Annotated in this window: 14 protein-coding genes; 4 read left to right on the top strand and 10 right to left on the bottom strand. The window is 68.1% G+C overall.

Going from position 1 to position 18,763, the window contains the following annotated elements; translation table 11 throughout:
* Positions 1-70: 70 nt before the first annotated feature.
* The 8 genes from rodA to E0H73_RS00210 form a co-directional block, all read right to left on the bottom strand.
* On the bottom strand, positions 71-1,237 hold the full coding sequence (gene rodA / locus E0H73_RS00245; RefSeq protein WP_131349755.1) for a rod shape-determining protein RodA: 1,167 nt from the start codon (positions 1,235-1,237) through the stop codon (positions 71-73).
* Positions 1,238-1,247: 10 nt separating this feature from the next.
* On the bottom strand, positions 1,248-3,299 hold the full coding sequence (gene mrdA, locus E0H73_RS00240; protein ID WP_131349753.1) for a penicillin-binding protein 2: 2,052 nt from the start codon (positions 3,297-3,299) through the stop codon (positions 1,248-1,250).
* A complete protein-coding gene (gene mreD, locus E0H73_RS00235) occupies positions 3,296-3,829 on the bottom strand; it encodes a rod shape-determining protein MreD (protein ID WP_131349751.1) in 534 nt (177 codons plus the stop codon). The genes mrdA and mreD overlap by 4 nt, the downstream gene beginning before the upstream one ends.
* Position 3,830: 1 nt before the next feature.
* Positions 3,831-4,781: a rod shape-determining protein MreC gene (gene mreC / locus E0H73_RS00230; RefSeq protein WP_131349749.1), complete on the bottom strand. Its 951-nt coding sequence runs from the start codon at positions 4,779-4,781 to the stop codon at positions 3,831-3,833.
* 20 nt (positions 4,782-4,801) lie between these two features.
* On the bottom strand, positions 4,802-5,830 hold the full coding sequence (gene mreB, locus E0H73_RS00225; RefSeq protein WP_272948902.1) for a rod shape-determining protein: 1,029 nt from the start codon (positions 5,828-5,830) through the stop codon (positions 4,802-4,804).
* Positions 5,831-5,978: 148 nt separating this feature from the next.
* On the bottom strand, positions 5,979-6,389 hold the full coding sequence (gene ndk, locus E0H73_RS00220) for a nucleoside-diphosphate kinase (RefSeq protein ID WP_131349747.1): 411 nt from the start codon (positions 6,387-6,389) through the stop codon (positions 5,979-5,981).
* 47 nt (positions 6,390-6,436) lie between these two features.
* Positions 6,437-6,772, bottom strand: a complete 336-nt coding sequence (locus tag E0H73_RS00215; protein ID WP_131349745.1) for a DUF4233 domain-containing protein — start codon at positions 6,770-6,772, stop codon at positions 6,437-6,439.
* Positions 6,769-8,130, bottom strand: coding sequence for a bifunctional folylpolyglutamate synthase/dihydrofolate synthase (locus tag E0H73_RS00210; RefSeq protein ID WP_131349743.1), 1,362 nt, complete (start codon positions 8,128-8,130; stop codon positions 6,769-6,771). The genes E0H73_RS00215 and E0H73_RS00210 overlap by 4 nt, the downstream gene beginning before the upstream one ends.
* A 50-nt stretch (positions 8,131-8,180) precedes the next feature.
* On the opposite strand from E0H73_RS00210, the gene valS reads away from it, so the two are divergent.
* Both valS and E0H73_RS00200 read left to right on the top strand, forming a co-directional pair.
* Positions 8,181-10,745: a valine--tRNA ligase gene (gene valS, locus E0H73_RS00205; RefSeq protein ID WP_420323412.1), complete on the top strand. Its 2,565-nt coding sequence runs from the start codon at positions 8,181-8,183 to the stop codon at positions 10,743-10,745.
* A gap of 141 nt (positions 10,746-10,886) precedes the next feature.
* Positions 10,887-11,648 (top strand): hypothetical protein, encoded by a 762-nt coding sequence (locus E0H73_RS00200; protein WP_238163726.1) that lies wholly within the window; start codon positions 10,887-10,889, stop codon positions 11,646-11,648.
* A 4-nt stretch (positions 11,649-11,652) separates the two neighbouring features.
* Here E0H73_RS00200 and E0H73_RS00195 read toward each other — a convergent pair whose 3' ends face one another.
* Positions 11,653-12,579, bottom strand: a complete 927-nt coding sequence (locus E0H73_RS00195) for an AEC family transporter (RefSeq protein WP_131349739.1) — start codon at positions 12,577-12,579, stop codon at positions 11,653-11,655.
* A gap of 175 nt (positions 12,580-12,754) precedes the next feature.
* On the opposite strand from E0H73_RS00195, the gene E0H73_RS00190 reads away from it, so the two are divergent.
* Together E0H73_RS00190 and E0H73_RS00185 are read left to right on the top strand one after the other, a co-directional pair.
* Complete coding sequence (locus E0H73_RS00190) at positions 12,755-14,035, top strand: phosphodiester glycosidase family protein (RefSeq protein ID WP_131349737.1); 1,281 nt, start codon at positions 12,755-12,757, stop codon at positions 14,033-14,035.
* 48 nt (positions 14,036-14,083) lie between these two features.
* Complete coding sequence (locus E0H73_RS00185) at positions 14,084-14,620, top strand: YbhB/YbcL family Raf kinase inhibitor-like protein (RefSeq protein WP_131349735.1); 537 nt, start codon at positions 14,084-14,086, stop codon at positions 14,618-14,620.
* A gap of 6 nt (positions 14,621-14,626) precedes the next feature.
* Here E0H73_RS00185 and E0H73_RS00180 read toward each other — a convergent pair whose 3' ends face one another.
* Positions 14,627-18,634 carry a S8 family serine peptidase gene (locus E0H73_RS00180; protein WP_131349733.1) on the bottom strand — a complete coding sequence of 1,336 codons (4,008 nt, stop codon included), beginning with the start codon at positions 18,632-18,634 and terminating at the stop codon, positions 14,627-14,629.
* Positions 18,635-18,763: the final 129 nt, after the last annotated feature.

The following is an 18,763-nucleotide window of genomic DNA, read 5'->3' as shown; positions in this document are numbered from 1 at the left end:
GAGCAGGCAGCAGCGTACCTGACGCGTCAGCCCAGTCGGTGCCGTGTCGGGTCGTGTCTGGGTAGCTCGGTCAGAACCGGTGCGAGCGGAGGTGGATGTTCTGCAGCAGCCCGACCGCAAGCAGGCAGGCGAACATCGACGAACCGCCGTACGAGACGAATGGCAGCGGCAGACCGGTGACCGGCATGATCCCGAGCGTCATCCCGATGTTCTCGAACGCCTGGAACGCGAACCAGCAGACGATGCCGGTCGCCACCAACCGGCCGAACGCGTCCCGCGCGTTGATCGCGATCCGCAGCCCGCGGAACAGCACCAGCGCGAACAATGCGATGATCGCGCCGGCCCCGATCAGGCCGAGCTCCTCCCCCGCCACGGTGAAGACGAAGTCGGTGTGCTGCTCGGGCACGAACGCGTTCTGGGTCTGGCTGCCGTGGAACAGCCCTTGGCCGAAGATCCCGCCGTTGCCGATCGCGATCCGGGCCTGGTTGACGTTGTAGCCGATGCCCTGCGGATCCTGAGACGGGTCCGCGAACGCGATGAACCGGGCCAGCTGGTAATCCTTCAGCACCTGCAGCTTGATCGCCACCGCGGCCACCACGACGCCCGCGGTGATCAGCCCGAGCATCCAGCGCTTCGGTACGCCGGACACCGCGATGATCCCGAACACGATCGCTCCCAGCACCATCACCGTGCCGAGGTCGGGCTGCAGCATCACCAGGATCACCGGGATGCAGGCGACCGCGATCGCCTGCGCGACGTCGATGGTCCGGGCCGTCTCGTTGTGGTCGGTCTCGCCCTTCTCCGCGATCAGCAGCGCCATCCCGACGATCACCGCGAGCTTGGCGAACTCGCTCGGCTGGATCGACATCCACGGCAGCTGGATCCACGAACGGGAGCCGTTGATCACCGCGCCGACCCCGGGCACCAGGACCAGGATCAGCCCGACGATCGAGGCGGCGTACAGGACCGGGGCGAGGATGCGGACGCGACGGTGATCGGTGACGGCGGCCCCGACCGCGAGCACCAGGCCGATGGCGAAGTTCAGCGCGTGCCGGGCCAGGAACGCGTACTGGTTGCCGTCGGTGAGTGAGGTGCGGGCGTGCGTTGCGGACCAGATCAGTACGGCGCCGATCGCCGACAGCGCGACGACACCGAGGACCAGGATCCAGTCGACCTGCCACACCGTCGACCGGCGGTCCATCCGCGGCCGGGTCCGGATCGGGCTCAGCAGTGCCATGTCGAGGCCCTCACTGTCCCGGCTGCTTGCCGGCCGGCGGGGCTGGCTTGATGTTGTAGAGGGTCTCGTAGATCTTGCGGACCGCGTCACCACCGGCACCCGAACCGGTACCGGCCTGGCTCAGCATCATCACCACGGCATAGCGATCCGTGTACGACGCGAGCCATGAGGTCGTCTGCTTGCCGTAGACCTCGGCCGTACCGGTCTTGGCCCGGACCGGGATCTGGTCGACCGGGAACCCGTTGAACTTCCAGGCCGCCGTACCGGATTTGACCGTCTCCTGGAGGGCCTTGTCGATGTAGCGCAGGGTCGACGACGGCACCGGGAGCTTCGCCTTCACCGTGGGCCTGATCTCGTGCTTCTTGCCGTTCGCACCGATCCACGACTGCACCACGCGCGGCTCGTACAGCGTGCCGCCGTTGGACAGCGCCGCGTAGACCGAGGCCAGCTGCAGTGGCGTGACGGTGGTGTCGCCCTGACCGATGGCGAAGTTCACCGCGTCACCGGCACGGTACTTGTAGCCGTCCACGCAGAACTCGCGGGAGAACTGCTTCAGGAACGCCGATGTCCCGGCCGGCGGGTTCTGCGCCAGCTTGCAGTAGTAGTCCTTTTGCGAGTCGTAGTACTGCTTCTTCCACTTGCGGTCGGCGATCCGGCCACTCACCTCACCGGGCAGGTCGACACCGGTCGGCGTCCCGAGGCCGAACTTCTTCGCCATCTCCACCAGCGGGTCGTGGGTGCCCACGTCGGTGGAGTTGCCGCCCTCCTTCAGCCAGAGCGCGTAGGCGATCCGGTAGAAGAACGTGTCGCAGGACAGCGCCAGCGCCTGGTCGAAGCCGATCATCCCGTACGACGCGGACTCGTAGTTCTTGAACCGGCGGTTGCCGACCTCGAAGTACGACGAGCAGTCCAGCCGGGTCTTCGGGCTGTACCCGGCGCCCATCGCGGCGGCGGTGGTGATCGGTTTGAACGTCGATCCCGGCGCGAGCTGGCCCTGCAGGGCGCGGGAGACGAGCGGGGTGCCGGACTTCGTCGAGTACAGAGCGTCCAGCTCGCGCTGGGTGATGCCGCCGACCCAAACACCCGGATCGTAGGTCGGGTAGCTGGCCATCGCGACGACCCGGCCGGTCTTGGTGTCCAGCACGACCGCGGCACCGGAGTCGGCGACGTACTTGCGCTTGGTGACCGGATCGGTCTGCTTGCGCGCGGTCATGATGGCGCTCTTCAGCTGGGTCTCGACCGACGCCTGGATCCGCGCATCGATGCTGGTCACCAGCGTGGCGCCCGGGACCGGTGCGGTCTGCTTCTGGATGCCGGTCGTGTACCCGACCGCGTCGACGATGACGTCCTTGACGCCCGGGGTGCCGCGCAGGAGCTGGTCGTAGGTGCGCTCGACGCCGGCCCGGCCGACGAGGTCCGACCGGTGCGGGACCGAGTCCTGACCGGCCTTGTCCAGCGCCTCCAGCTCCTCGGTCGTGATCGGTGACAGGTAGCCGAGGAGGTGGGCCGCATTCACCTTGTACGGCTCGGGGTACGCGCGCAGGGTCTGCGACTCGGCGGCGACACCGGGGAAGTCCTCGCGGCGCTCCATCACCTCGATCGCGATCTGCTCGCTGACGTCCTTCGCCACCGGGATCGGCTGGTACGGCGTGCCGTTCCAGCAGGCGGGTGGTTTCGATGCGCCGGGCTCGCCGCACAGCATCGTGCGCGCCTTGAGGTCCTTCGGCTTCTGGCGGAGCACCTTCGCCAGGCGGGCGAGCACTGCGTTCTGCTGGCTGTCCGGCAGCTTCGCCAGCACCGACCGGTCGACCGTGATCACCAGCGAGACGCGGTTGCCGACCAGAGTGCGGCCCGCAGCGTCGACGATCGTGCCGCGCGGCGCGGGCACCAGGACCTGACGGGTGTGGTTCTGCGTCGCGGCCTGGGTGTAGTCCTCGTTGGACATCACCTGCATGTACCAGAGCCGGGCGAACAGCGTGCACAGCAAGGAGAAGACCAGCACCCCGATCACGAACAACCGCAACCGGGCCTTCAGCGGTGCCTCGAAGCCGTCGAAGCTCATGGCAGGACCCGGCGGCGTTCGCGGGCCGGGACCACGCGGCCCATGATCCACATGACGAGTGGGATCACGACGATCGCGCCGACGACGTCGTACCCGGCGGCGATGCCGAGGCGGACGCCGAACTCGCCCCAGTCGACCGACGGATCGTGCAGCAGCGAGCCGGTCGCGCAGTAGATGAACAGCGACACGGCGGTGCCGAGCACCACGGTCAAGGCGACCAAGAGCGGACCGACCGGGCCGGTCGACGTCTCGCGTCGGATCAGGCCGGCCATGTACCCGGCGATTGCGAGCGCGAGCGCCCACCGCCCCGCGGTGTGATCAGCAGGCGGTACGACGTCGAGCAGCAGACCACCGGCGAATCCGGCGATCGCTCCCCACTCCGGCCCACGTGACAGAGCCAGCGCGATCACCACGATCAGCACGAGGTCGCAGGTCACGCCGGCCACCGCGATGTTCGTGAGCACGGAGGTCTGCACGGTGACGGCCACCATCAGGAACAGGGCGGCCAACCCGATGCGCAGTGCGATCACGTCAGTTCACCTTCCCTTCTGTGGTCGACACCTTCGGCGAAGGCGTTGGTTTGAGCTGGGCGCGCGGCGGCCGGGCCGGTGGTCCGGTCACCACTCCGACGGTGTCGATCCGGGTCGGATCGACGTACGGCCGGATCGTCGCGGTGGACCCGAGGGAGCCCTCGTTCTCCGTCACCGAGGTGACGACGCCGATCGGCACCCCCGGCACGTACGGCGCGTTGTCGCTGGAGCCCCAGGTGACGATCTTGTCCCCTGCCTTGGGCTGCGCCTTCAGGTCGACGAGGTGGTAGTCGAGCAATCCCGCGACGTCGCCCCGGCCGGAGACGAAGCCGAGCGCCATCGAGGCGTTCAGCCGGCCGCCCACGGTCGACTTCCGGTCGCCGATCAGCAGCACGGTCGCGGTCGCCTGGGTGGTCCGCACCACCCGGCCGACCAGACCGTTCCCGTTCAGCACGGTCATGTCGACGTGCACGCCATCCGCCGTCCCGGCGTCGATGGTGACCGTGTGGTTGAAGCTCTGGGCGCTGCCGATCCCGATCACCCGGGCGGGTGTCATGGTGAACGCGGGCGCGAGCTTGAGCAGTTTGTCCAGCTCGGCGGCCCGGTTGCGCGCGTAGTCGGAGGAGTTCAGGTCCCGGGTGAGTGACTCGTTGTCCTTCTTCAGTTTTTCGTTCTCGTCCCTCAACCTATCCATTTCGGCGAATCGGTCGCGGAGGTTGTCCACAGGCTGCCGGGCCGAGCTCGCGGTCGACTCGAGTGGGCCGAACACGCCGGCCGCGGCCTCCCGCAACGGTTCCACCGGGGAACCGGCGGAACGCCGGGCGTCGAGCACGATCAGCGTGAAGCAGGCCAGGATGACCAGGACCAGCACGGTCCGGCGCCGGCGGATCTCCCGCGGCATACCGGCCGAACGGACCAGGCCCCTGGCGGGGGTGCCGAGGTCTTTGAGCATGGGTCAGCGTCCCTCGGGCGTCAGCGCCTGTTGTCGGTGACCAGGATGCGGTTCAGCGTCTCGATGTTGTCGACGCACTTGCCGGCGCCGAGCACGACGGCGTCCAGCGGGTTCTCGGCGACGTGGATCGGGATGCCGGTCTCGTGCCGCAGCCGCTCGTCCATCCCCTTCAGTAGCGCACCGCCGCCGGTCAGCACGATGCCGCGGTCGACGATGTCGCCGGCCAGCTCGGGCGGGGTCTTGTCCAGGGTGGCCTTGACCGCGTCGACGATCGCGGTGATCGGCTCCTCGATCGCCTGCCGGATGTTCGACGACGACACCTTCACGGTCCGCGGCAGGCCGGAGACCATGTCCCGGCCGCGGATCTCGCTGTCCGGACCGTCGGTGGTCGGGAACGCCGATCCGATCGTCATCTTGATCTGTTCGGAGGTGGCCTCGCCGAGCAGCAGCGAGTACTCCTTCTTGCAGTAGTTCACGACCGCCTTGTCGATGGCGTCGCCGGCCACCCGGATCGACTGGCTGGTGACGATGCCGCCGAACGAGATGACCGCGACCTCCGTCGTACCGCCGCCGATGTCGACGACCATGTTGCCGGTGGCGTCGCGGACCTCGAGGTTGGAGCCGAGGGCGGCCGCCATCGGCTCCTCGATGATGTAGACCTTGCGGGCCCCGGCCATGTAGCCGGCGTCGCGGACCGCGCGCTGCTCGACCGCGGTGATCCCGGACGGTACGCAGACCACGATCCGTGGTTTCGCGAAGTACCGGCGCCGGTGCACGCGCTGGATGAAGTAGCGCAACATCTGCTCGGCGGCGTCGAAGTCGGCGATGACGCCGTCCTTGAGTGGCCGGATCGCGGTGATGTTGCCGGGCGTCCGGCCGATCATCTTCTTCGCCTCGTGCCCGAACGCGACCGCCTCGCGCGGTTCGTCCGTCCGGGTCGCCACCACCGATGGCTCGTTCAGTACGACGCCTCGACCACGCACGTACACAAGGGTGTTCGCCGTACCCAGGTCAACCGCCATGTCGCGGCCGAGCATGCTGTTCGCCACCGCGGCACCTCCCACTCGGTCCCCGATCAGGCTAAGCGCCGCCCGCGCTCACCCCATGGACCGACACGTTCCGTCCGCCCAGGCACGTATCGTATCCATTCCTGCACTACCCGTCTCCAGCGGGCTGCATCACCGCCGGCACGAGTTCTCAGGGCAGGTCGGGGAACCAGAGTTTGATCTCGCGGTCGGCGGATTCCGGCGAGTCGGAGCCGTGCACGAGGTTCTCGCGGTTGGAGAGGGAGAAGTCGCCGCGGATGGTGCCGGGAGCGGCCTTGCGACCGTCGGTGGCGCCGTTCAGGAGGCGGACGACCTCGACCGCCTCGTCACCCTCGAGCACCAGGGCAACGAGCGGACCGCTGGTGACGAAGGCGCGCAGCGGCGGGTAGAAGTCGCGCTCGACGTGCTCGGCGTAGTGCTGGTCCGCCTGCTCGCCGTCGATCGTGCGCTGGTCCATCGCGACGATCCGGAGTCCCTTGGCCTCGAACCGGCCGAGGACCTCGCCGACCAGGCCACGGCGAACCGTGTCGGGCTTCAGCAGGACCAGGGTGCGCTGCGACATCTGTCAACTCTCTCTCGAAGTAGTTCGGGCCGCTGAGCCTAGCTGTTTTACCCCTGCTGTGCCTGCTGGGCTTTTTTCGCTTCGTCGATCCGGCGGCCGAGCACGAAAGCTGCCACCCAGAAGGCGGCGAACGCCAGTCCGAGCACGAACATCACCGGTACGACGAAGCCGAGGCCGACCGCGCCGACCTGGACCACTGAGCCCAGGACATAGCCCACCTGGTTGCGTAGCAGCCCCGCCGCGACGATCGCGAGGACGGCCAGCCCGAGACAGACGGACAGGGCCACCGCGGGCCGGACGTCGGCGACGGAGATCATCACCGGCGTGGCCAGCGCCAGCACCAGCGACTCGAACCCGAGCACGATCGAAGCGAGTGACCTCATTGGTCGGCCTGCTTCGGCTTGCGGACCAGCAGCGTTCGCGCCTCGCCGGCGGTGATGACAGACCCGGTGATCAGTACGCCGCCCGTCCCCATGGCGATCGCGTTCTCCTCGGCCAGCCGGATCGCGTCGTCGATCGCGTCGATCAGGTGCGGCCGGACCAGCACGCGGTCCTCGCCGAACACCTCGATCGCCAGCTCACCCAGTTCCTCGGCCGGCATCGAGCGCTCGACGAAGCTGTTCCGGGTGCACACGACCGTCTCCATGATCGGTTCGTACGCCTCCAGCAGCCCGTACACGTCCTTGTCCTTCATACACCCCAGTACGCCGATCAGCGGCTGGAACGCGAAGGCCTCGGAGACCGTGGCCGCGGTCGCCTCGGCGCCGTGCGGGTTGTGGGCGGCGTCGACGATGATCGTGGGGCTGGTCCGGACGACCTCCATCCGGCCCGGGCTGGTGACTTGAGCGAACCCGGCCTGCAGCAGTTCGGTGGTGACGCGGTCCTCGTGCTGCGGGCCGGCGCCGAGCAGAGCCTCGACCGCAGCGACCGCGGTGGCCGCGTTGTGCGCCTGGTACTCACCGTGCAGCGGGACGAAGATCTCCTCGTACTCGCCGCCGAGTCCCTTGATCGAGATCACCTGCCCACCGACCGCCAGCGACCGGCTGGTGATGCCGAACTCGATCCCCTCCCGGGCGACCTGCGAGCCGACCTCGGCGGCCTTGGTCAGCAGCACCTCGAAGACGTCCAGGCTCTGCTGCGACATCACCGTCGTACCGCCGGGCTTGATGATGCCGGCCTTGTCCCGGGCGATGGTGACCGGATCCGCGCCGAGGATGTGCGCGTGGTCGACCGCGACCGGGGTGATCACCGAGACGGTCCCGTCGGCGACGTTCGTCGAGTCCCAGGTGCCGCCCAGGCCGACCTCGATCACGGCCACGTCGACCGGGGCGTCGGCGAACACCGCGAACGCCATCGCGGTCATCACCTCGAAGAACGACAGCGGGTGCTCCTGCTCGGCGTCGACCACGTCCAGGTACGGCGCGATCTCGGCGTACGCCTCGGTGAAGCGCTCCTCGCTGATCGGCTCGCCGTCCAGGGTGATCCGCTCCCGGACCGACTCCAGGTGCGGGCTGGTGAACCGGCCGGTCCGCAGCCCGGCCTCGCGGAGCAGGGTGTCGATCATCCGCGCGGTCGAGGTCTTGCCGTTGGTCCCGGTCAGGTGCACCACGGGGTAGGACTTCTGCGGGTCACCGAGCAGTTCGGTGAGCCGCTGGACCCGGTCCAGCGTGGGCTCGATCTTGTGCTCCGGCCAGCGCTGCTGGAGCCGTGCCGACACATCGGCGTAGGTGAGGTCGCTCATCAGGACACCGAGTCTAATGAGCCCTGTGGATAAACCGGTCGGAGCACCCCTTGACAACCACTACGATTGTGCGCATGACCGATACGTCCCGTGTTCCTGACAAACCGACCCTCGAAGGCCTGGAGGCGAAGTGGGTAGCGGTATGGAAGGACGAGCAGACGTACGCGTTCGACCGTACGGCGGAGCGGGCCGACGTCTACTCGATCGACACCCCGCCACCCACCGTGTCCGGGAAGTTGCACGTCGGCCACATCTTCAGCTACACCCACACCGACCTGATCGCCCGGTTCCAGCGGATGCGGGGCAAGAAGGTCTTCTACCCGATCGGCTGGGACGACAACGGTCTGCCGACCGAGCGCCGGGTGCAGAACTACTACGCCGTGCGCTGTGACCCGACCATGCCCTACGACCCGTCGTTCGTCCCGCCGGACAAGCCCGACCCGAAGAAGCAGCTCCCGGTCTCCCGGCAGAACTTCGTCGAGCTGTGCGGTGAGCTGACCCACATCGACGAGCAGGCGTTCGAGAGGATGTGGCGGCAGGTCGGCCTGAGCGTCGACTGGTCGTACCTGTACACGACGATCTCCGACGACAGCCGCCGGACGTCGCAGCGTGCCTTCCTGCGCAACTTCGCCCGCGGTGAGGCGTACCTGTCCGAGGCGCCGACGCTGTGGGACGTCACCTTCCAGACCGCCGTCGCGCAGGCCGAGCTGGAGGCCCGGCCGTACCCCGGCGCCTACCACCGGATCGCCTTCCACGGCGAGACCGGACCGATCTACATCGAGACCACCCGTCCCGAGCTGATCCCGGCCTGCGTCGCGCTGATCGCGCACCCGTCCGACGAGCGCTACAAGGACCTGTTCGGTACGACGGTCCGCTCCCCGCTGTTCGACGTCGAGCTCCCGGTCCTGGCGCACGAGGCCGCCGAGATGGACAAGGGCGCAGGAATCGCGATGTGCTGCACGTTCGGTGACCAGACCGACATCCTGTGGTGGCGCGAGCTGCAACTCCCGGTCCGCACTGTCATCGGCCGTGACGGCCGGCTGCTGCGCGACACCCCGCCCTGGCTGGAGGGTTCAGAGCTGTACGCCGAGCTGGCCGGGAAGACCGTGTTCAGCGCACGCGAGCTGATCGTGGCCAAGCTGCGTGAGAGCGGCGACCTGGACGGTGAGCCGAAGCCGACCGAGCGGATGGCGAACTTCTTCGAGAAGGGCGACAAGCCGCTCGAGATCGTCTCCACCCGGCAGTGGTACATCGCCAACGGTGGCCGCGACGAGCACCTGCGCGAGGAGTTCGTCGAGCTCGGTCAGCAGGAGGAGTGGGTGCCGGAGCACATGCGGCACCGCTACCAGAACTGGGTCGAAGGGCTGAACGGCGACTGGCTGATCTCCCGCCAGCGCTTCTTCGGCGTCCCGTTCCCGGTCTGGTACCCGATCGGCGCGGACGGCGAGCCGGACTACGACCACCCGCTGGTCCCGCGGGAGGAAGACCTGCCGATCGACCCGACCGCCCTGGCGCCGGCCGGGTACGACGAGTCGCAGCGGGGCAAGCCGGGCGGTTTCCAGGCGGATCCGGACGTGATGGACACCTGGGCCACGTCGTCGCTGACACCGCAGATCGTCTGCGGCTGGGAGCGTGACGAGGACCTGTTCGCCCGGACCTTCCCGATGGACCTGAACACGCACGCGCACGACATCATCCGGACCTGGCTGTTCTCCCGCGTGGTCCGGGCGAAGTTCGAGAACGAGACGCTGCCGTGGCGGCGTTCGATGATCTCCGGCTTCGTTGTCGACCCGGACCGGAAGAAGTTCAGCAAGTCCAAGGGCAACGCAGCGCTGCCGGACGACATCCTCAACAAGTTCGGCTCCGACGCGGTCCGGTGGCGGGCCGCGATGGCACGGCCAGGGCTGGACTCGCCGTTCGACGAGTCGCAGATGAAGGTCGGCCGCCGGCTGGCGATCAAGGTCCTGAACGCGTCGAAGTTCGTCCTCAGCTTCGGGGCGACCACGGTTGACCCGGCTGCGGTCACCGAGCCGGTCGACCTGGCGATGCTGCAGCAGTTGCGGTCGGTTGTCACCGATGCGACCGCCGCCTTCGAGCGGTACGACTACACCGCTGCGCTCGAGGGCACCGAGCGGTTCTTCTGGACGTTCTGCGACGACTACGTCGAGCTGGTCAAGGAGCGCGCGTACGGCGGTCAGGGTGACGCCGGGGCGGCCTCGGCCAAGGCGGCGCTGGCCGTCGCGTTGTCGGTCCAGTTGCGGCTGCTCGCGCCGTACCTGCCGTTCGCGACCGAAGAGGTGTGGTCGTGGTGGCAGGAGGGTTCGATCCACCTGACGCGCTGGCCGGAGCCGGATGTCGACCTGACGGTCGCGGCGCATGACCCTGAGGTGCTGGACGCGGTCTCCGAGGTGCTTGCGGGCATCCGCGGGGCCAAGTCCTCGGCGCAGGTCTCGATGAAGACCGAGGTCAGCAAGGTCGAGGTCAGCGGTCCGGCCGCCCGGCTCACGCTGGCGGAGCGGGCCGAGCCCGACCTGCGGGCCGCGGGCCGGATCACCGGTGAGATTGTCTGGCATGCGGACGAATCCGACTCGATCACGGTCGTCGCGACTCTCTGAGCTCTACTGGTTGGTGTCCGTCTCCCGTCGGGAGGCGGGCGCCAACCCGTTTGCATTCAACGACTACTCTGCGAAATCAGGTTGCCCCGATGTGACACCATCGGGCCGGAACCATGCGTCCTGCCAGTCTGAGGAGCCCGTATGAGCGACCCCACCACCCCGGACCCTACGTCCAAGGCTCCTACCACCACGGCCGCCGACATGGCGGACACCGCAGAACTCGCCAAGGTCGAAGACGCGAAGCCCACAAAGACCGATGCGGGGACGGCTGCCGCAGGTGAGAAGGGTGCGCCAGGCGAGAAGGCTGCGGCTGGTGGGAAAGGTGATGCGCCCGCGAAGGCTGTGGCTGGGGGGAAGGTCGCGAAGAAGAAATGGTGGCGGCGGATTCGCCGGGGTCCTTGGATGACTGTGGGCGGCATCCTGGTCGTGCTGCTGGTGCTGGCGCTGCTGGGCTACATCTGGGGCCTCGGCCCGCTCAACCGGCTGAACACGGCCCGCGGGATCACCCCGCCGGCCAAGCTCGCGGGTCTTGACCGCATCACGGACCAGGAGATCCGCAGCCAACTCCAGCTGGACCAGACCCGCGAGGCGCTGAGCCGCATCAACGACGGGAAACAGGCCACGGTCGAGGCGTACGGGAACCTCGACGGCAACCGGATGTTCGTGGTGATCGCGCTCCGCGGCAAGGTCGACATCGACAAGACCCTCGCCGACTCCGGCGCCGCCCCCGACCAGATCAAGCGCGTCGGCCGCGCCACCTGCGTCGAGTCGGCCGGCAACCTGCCGACCCAGTGCTACCGCGGTTCGAACACGCTGACCGTGATTGCCCAATCGGGCAACGATGGCGTGGCCGTTGACGCAGTAGCGCCGGTCGCCGAGGAAGCCTTCAACGCGATGAAGTGACCAGTCAGCTGAGCAACCCGGCGATCGCGGTCATGATCGGAATCGACAGCAACGTGCTCATCAGCACGGCACTCCGCGCGAGAGTCCGGCTGCTGCGGTAGTGAACGGCGTACACGTAGACGTTCTGTGCAGTCGGTAGCGCGGCCAGCAGGGTCGGCGCGAGCAGCGCGATCCCGTGCAGATCGAGCACCCACCGTCCGAAGACATACGCGGCGATCGGTTGCAGGACTGTCTTCAGCACAACGGCCAGTACGACGTCCCGCCGCAAGCTGATCGAGTCCTTCGTACCGCCACTCAAGCTCAGCCCGTACGCCACCAACGCCACCGGCACCGCAGCAGCCGCCACGAGGTCGATCGGCCGCATCAGCAACGACGGCAACTGCACACCGAGCGCAGCCACCAACAACCCGAGCAACGACGCCACGGTCAACGGATTCCGCAACGGTCGCGTCACCACGGCCCGCAGCGACACCCGTCGCCCGGATCCCAGCCGATCACCATCCAGTACGGCGAACGCCACCGGAGCCATCACCAGCAACTGGAACAACACGATCGGCGCAACCAACGCACCGTCCCCCAGCACGTACGCCGCCACCGGTACGCCGAGGTTCCCGGCATTCACGTACGACGACGCAAGAACGCCGATCGTCGCCTGCGATCTCGTCCGCCGCCAGATCACCGCAGCGACCAGGAGGAACACCAACTGCACCACGAACAGACTGGCCACATTGGTCAGCAGGACGACCGAGAAGATCGCATGCAGGTCCGCCCGCGCAACCGTCGTGAACAACAACGCCGGTGTGGCCACGAAGAACGCCATCCGCGACAGCACCAACTCGTCCTGCGCGCGCAGTACGCCGATCAGACCGACGACGTACCCCAGCACCGCGACCGAAACCAACGCGACGAAGGCACCGACGACAGCGGACATGGGCGGTCAGGCACTCGAGGACGTTGGCACGTGCGGATCGTATATGAAAACGCGTCGCCCCCACCCGGCGACGGCTCAGCCCGCGGACAGGTGACGAAACCGTTAACCTGTCAGATGCTGACGAGACAGCGCCTTGAGCGGAAAGATTCCACCATCGACGAACAGGATGGTGACCATGACTCTTTCCCCTCGAACTGTGCGTGCTGCGCTGGCGACCGTGGTCGCGGCGGCCGCCACGATCGGCGTCGCACTCCCCCTCAACGCGACCGCCGCGACCTCCGGCGGCAACGGACTGCCGCTCGGCGACCCGGATCTGGCCGAGACCCGCACCAGCCAGGAGCTGGCACGCGGTGTGACGCTGACCCGGATCGTGCGCGGAACCGAACCGGCCCCCGCTGACCAGATCAACACCACGACCCGGGGTCCGTGGGTTGTCAGCGTGCTGACGATCGATCCCCGGAAGGCCAAGGGCCACCTGAAGGCGACGTACGGGCCGGACCTCGCGAGGGTCGAGAAGACCTCGGACCTGGTCCGCTCGGCGGGCGCGGTGGCCGGCGTCAACGCGTCGTTCTTCACCTTCACCGCCGACCCGCTGTACCCGGGTGACCCGGTCGGGCTCGGCATCTCCGACGGCAAGCTGCTGAGCGAGCCGCTGACCGACCCGGCCGAGGCGAATCTGCTGATCGATGCCAACAGCAACAAGGTGGTCGCCGGGCACTTGCAGTGGTCGGGCGAGGTGCGGAACCGCACGACGCACGCCAAGCTGCCGCTCGAGTTCCTCAACCACCGCCCGGTGATCCCGGCTGACTGCGCCGGCCTGCCGGACCAGACCACCTGCACGTCCCCGGGTGACGTCGTACTGTTCACGCCCGAGTTCGCCGCCGCGACTCCGGCCGGCGCAGGCGTCGAGGTCGTCCTCGACCGGCGTGGCTGCGTGGTCAGCACCGCGACAACGCGTGGTACGAGCCTGATGGCCGGCCAGACATCGCTGCAGGCGACTGGGCAGGACACGGTTGCGCTGCTGAACGTCGCGTCGCGCGGATGCCTCGACAGCGACCTCAAGGTGTCGAACGAGGACGGCGACAACGTGCCGCTGCGCAGCGGCTTGTACGGCGTGACCGGCCGCTACCGGCTGACGGCGAACGGCGAGATCGTCGTACCGGACGGGACCGGGAGCTTCTTCGACCGGAACCCGCGGACGATCGCGGGGACGACGCGAGACGGCAAGATCGTGCTCGCGACGCTCGACGGACGGCAGACCACGAGTGTCGGCACGACCATGGACGAGACGGCCGCGGTCGCGCAGTCGCTCGGCCTGCGGAACTCGATCAACCTGGACGGCGGCGGATCGACCGCGATGGCGCTGCAGGACGGCACCCTGGTCAACCACCCGAGCGGAACCAACGGCGCCGAGCGCGCGGTCGGCGACGCCATCGTCTTCATCCCCAGCCACTGAGAAGCCTGACCACTAAGAGGGCGCGCACCTTCGTGAGACGCTGAGCGGGTGCGACTGCGGCTGCTGCTGTGCACGACCGTCCTGTTCGGGGCGGCCGGATGCAGTGGTGACCAGGCCAAGGAACCGGCCACAACCGCACCCGCCAGCATCTCTGTCACCAGCCAGGCGTTCCGCGAGGGTGGTTCGATTCCCCGCAAGTACACCTGCGACGGCGACGACGTCTCCCCGCCACTCGCCTGGAAGAACGTCCCGCAGAACGCCGGCGCCCTCGCCGTCGTGGTCGACGACCCGGACGCACCACGCGGCACCTTCACCCACTGGGTCCTGCTCGACCTCGAGCCGACCACGACCTCCCTGAAAGAGGGAGAAACACCAGCAGGTGCAAAGCAAGCGAAGAACTCGGCGGGCGGGGCCAAGTACTACGGCCCCTGCCCGCCGAGCGGCACACACCACTACCGCTTCACCATCTACGCCCTCTCCGAGGCAACCGGCCTCGCCGACGGCGCCGACCTCGAAAAGGCGCTCAGCGCCATCGACGACAGAACCGTCGCCCGCGGCCGCCTCACCGGCCTGTTCTCCCGCTGAGCACCATCACCGGACCCGCAGCGTGACGTCCACCGGCTTGGCGAGGTACGGCGTGTTCTCCCCGACCCAAACGCCCGCCGAGTAGACACCGGCCTTCAGACCAGCGGCGTTCACCCGCACCGTCACCGTGGTACTCCGGCCCGGAGCCAACGTCGTCGGTGAACCGGTGACCGACATCCACGGCACATCCGTCTGGCCACACGCGCCGTACGTCGGCAACTGCTCCGCGGTGTCGACCGGGGTGAATCCGGACCTCGCCGACCCACCGATCCGATTCAGTCCGCACGCGCTGCCACCGCGGTAGAGGACATGCCCGGACGGAGCCAGCGCGGACCACTGGTCGGTCGCCGGGTCGTAGGAGAACCCCTCGTTGGTGATGGCACCGGTCGTGCTGCCACCGGAGACGACGGTGGTGATCCCGCCGGAGACCAGCAGACGCCCGTACGACTCGGTGTAGCCCATCCCCCACAGGTTGATCGGCAGATCGGCCTTCTTCGTCCACACGTTCGTGGCCGGGTCGTACGCGAACGTGCTCTGCGAGATGGTCCCGCCGCGCCGGATCCCGCCGGCGCAGTACACCTTCCCTTCGAGTACCCCACAGGCCCGATGCCCGCCCGGCTCGGGGTAATCCGCGAGCACGTCCCAGGTGTTGGTGGCCGGGTCGTACCGCCGGACGTTCGTCGAGTCGCACGCGTTCGTACACCCGCCGACCAGATACAGCTTCCCGTCGAGGACCGCCCGCCCCGGCGCCGCCTGGGCATCCGGCGCGTCGGCCAACTGCGTCCAGGTGTCGGTACGACGGTCGTAGCCGAACGTCTTCTTCGACGGGACGAGGTCGGGACCCCAGCCACCGCTGACGTAGAAGGTGTCACCGATGAACGCCCCGGCCGCGTTCTCCCGGCCGTCCGGAAGATCCGCGATCGGCGACCACTCCTGCGTCGACGGGTTGTAGACATAACCCTTCGCGGTGGTCAGCCGTCCGTCGATACCGCCGACGGAGTACACCAGCCCGCCGACCTCACCAACGGTGTTGTCCATGATCCGGGTCGGGTAGTGAGTCAGATCGACCCACGGCCCGGCCGCCGGCGTCCCGGACCCAGGCTCCTTCGCATCCACGGCATCACTCGCCAGCGCCAGCGGCGAGTAGTCACCCGGGACCCGGGCCACACTGTTGCTGCCAGCAACCAAGGTGCTGTTGCCAGCGGCCACGACCTGACGTTCGCCGAAGCTGACCCTGGCCGGAGCGGTCCCGGTGTTCCGCACCGTGAACCGGGCTGTCGCGACGCCGCCTGCCTTGACATCAAGGGTCACGGCACCAGGGTTCACAGACAGCTCTCCGGCCGACAGCCGCAGGTCGACCCGGTTGATCCGCCTGCTGTCCACCTGCACCCGCTCGGAGCCGTCCTGATAGTCGACGAAGCTCGCACCGACCGTCTGCCGTCCGGCAGGCGAGAACATCCAGTAGAAGCCGTCGCCCACTCCGCCATCGGCCGGCGTCGCCGCCGTCCGGACGGTCCGATCCGCAAGCTGAACCGATGCACCGTTGAGCACCGCACCGGTGTTCCGGTCACTCACCTGTCCGAGCACCAGACCACCGTTCACCGGACCGCAGGTCAGATCACCGACGAACACGTCGTCGACCTGCCAGAAGTAGGTGTTGTACTTCGCGTCCCAGTAGTGGAACCGGACCCGGACGCCGTTCTTGCCGGCGGCCTGCGGGATCGGTACGACGGTCCGCTCCGGCTGTACGTCGTCGGTCTGGTGAAGGACCGTCTGCCAGGTGGTGCCGCCGTCCACACTCAGATCGACGTCGCCGGTCTCGCTCAGCGACTGGAGGTTCTGCCGGAACGTGATGGCCGGCGACTTCCGGCCACGCAGATCCAGCGCCGGCGACACCAAACTGGCGTCGAGCACGACCGGACTGCCCGGGGTCTGCCCGATCGCGAACCCGCCGTTGCCGCCGGTCCGGTTCCTGGTCCGGTACGGATCGTCGAATCGCCACCCGTTGTTGGTCCAACCAGCCGGCAGACCATGATCGAAGTCCGCCGAGACTCCGGCGAAGCTGTAGCCAGGGGCAACACACGAGTCCGGATCAACCGGCAGCGCCACATCCCGCCTGACGTCCTTCCCACCAACGTCGATCGCCACGGAACCGGCTCGATACCCCGGATAGACCGCCTCGATCTTGTAGCTGTACGACGCATTGGCCGGCAACTCGAAGCTGTAGCGACCGTTCTCCGGCTTGGTGTAGAAGACTCCGCCCGGCACATCGTCGACCGTGATCTTGGCGTACAGCGGCCAGCCCTGACCGGAGCCGTCCTCGACCGTTCCCGACACCGTGACCCGCGGCAACGAGCGCAGCCGCACTGCAACCTGACTCGTCTTCCCCGCGGCCACAGTGACCTGCGCGGTACCGGCGTCGTACCCGAACGAGGACGCCGCGACGCTGTAGGTGCCGACCGGCAACGGCAGCGAGTACTTCCCGTCGTCGCCGGCCGTGCGCTCCCGGCTGACCGGTCCGGTGATCTTCAGCCCCGCCGACGGAATCGCCTTGCCGGTCCGTGAGTCCGTCACCGCGACGGCCAGCGTTCCGGTGTCACCCACCGGCGCGGAGTCCACCAACGCCAACGCGTTCAGCCGACCTTCGCCGTACACGTTGTTGTCGGCATCTGTCCCGCCGCATTGCCCGTCCGGCGTATCCACGCTGCTCCCGTCGAGCAAGGCGCGCGTCGCGTCGACATCACCCACCAGCCCGGGGGCCGCCGACCACAGCAGTGCTACCGAACCAGCCACGTGTGGTGCAGCCATCGACGTACCACTGGCGTAGGCGTAGCCACCCGGAACAGACGACCGGACGTCGACACCAGGTGCGGACAGGTTCGGCTTGGTGACACCGTCCTGGCCGCTGCCGCGGCTGGAGAACTCCGCGATCGTGTTGTTCACGTCGTACGCGCCGGTCGAGTAGTTCGACGCCAGACTGCCCGGTGAGCCGCTGGTGTGGCAGCTGGGGCCGTTGTTCCCGTTGGACCACACCCCGAAGATCCCGGACGCCGCCCACGCCTTGGTGATGTCCTCCATGAACGGATCGTTCGACGGTGCCTCGCTGCCCCAGGAGTTGTTGATGATCTGCGGACGACGGCCGGCGTCGGGGTTCTGCCCGGCCAGGTCGGTCGGCTGCAGCATCCACTGGCCCGACGCGATCAGCGACGCGTCGCTCGGACAGCACCCGTTCGCCGCGATCCAGTTCGCCTCCGGTGCGACTCCGATGCCATCGGCGCCGATCATCGTGCCCATCGTGTGGGTGCCGTGACCGTTGTTGTCGCACGGCACCGGTCCACAGGTGCCCGCCGCGTCGAACCAGTTGTAGTTGTGGTCGAACGTCCCATCCGGCTTCCTGCCGCGGTACTGCTGGACCAGGGCGGGATGGTCGTACTGCACACCGCTGTCGATGCTGGCGACGGTGATCCCGGCGCCACGGTCGCCGTACTGGTTCCAGACGTCATCGGCCCTGATGTTCGCGATACCCCACTCGACGGCCGCGGCCTCCTTCGCCGCCGCGGTCTTCTTGTCCAGTGTGGGCGGCTCGTACGACGTCGTGGCGTACAGCCCCTGGACGTCGGCCGACGCGGCGAGTTGCTCGGCCATCGCCAAGCTGCCGCCGGTGACGCGGATCGCGTTCGTCGCCCAGAACGACTGGTACGACGTTCCGGCCGCGTCGAGCTCGGCCCGGACGTCGTGTTGCGACGACTGGGCGGCGCGCTGCAGCGCCTCGGCGACCGCCGTACCGCGGGCCTTCCAGTCGTCGATGGCCGCGGCCTTCGACAGGTCCGGCTGCGCGCCGAACCGGACCCAGAAGGCGATGGGAGCGACCGACTTGGCGGTCAGTTGAGTCCGCAACGCCGGCTGGATCTTGTCTGCCGGTGGCGTGGCGGTCGGTGGATTGGCTCGAGCCGGAGCGCTGAGCAACGTTGCCAACAGTGCGATGCAGGCGATGACGGCCGCCCGGATTCTCATGTGCCGACCTTCCGTGGAAATGGCAGGGTGGCCGGTGACTTTATGTCGCCTCGGCGGCAGAAAGCGGGGCAAACTGTCGGCACTTCGTAGGCAGATGTCGTCCAGCGACTGGAGAACTTGTTGACTGGA

The sequence above is a fragment of the Kribbella pittospori genome, from assembly GCF_004331465.1.
Classification (GTDB): domain Bacteria; phylum Actinomycetota; class Actinomycetes; order Propionibacteriales; family Kribbellaceae; genus Kribbella; species Kribbella pittospori.
Note: the sequence above shows the minus strand (reverse complement) of the source record. Positions and strands in the feature narration are given on the sequence as shown.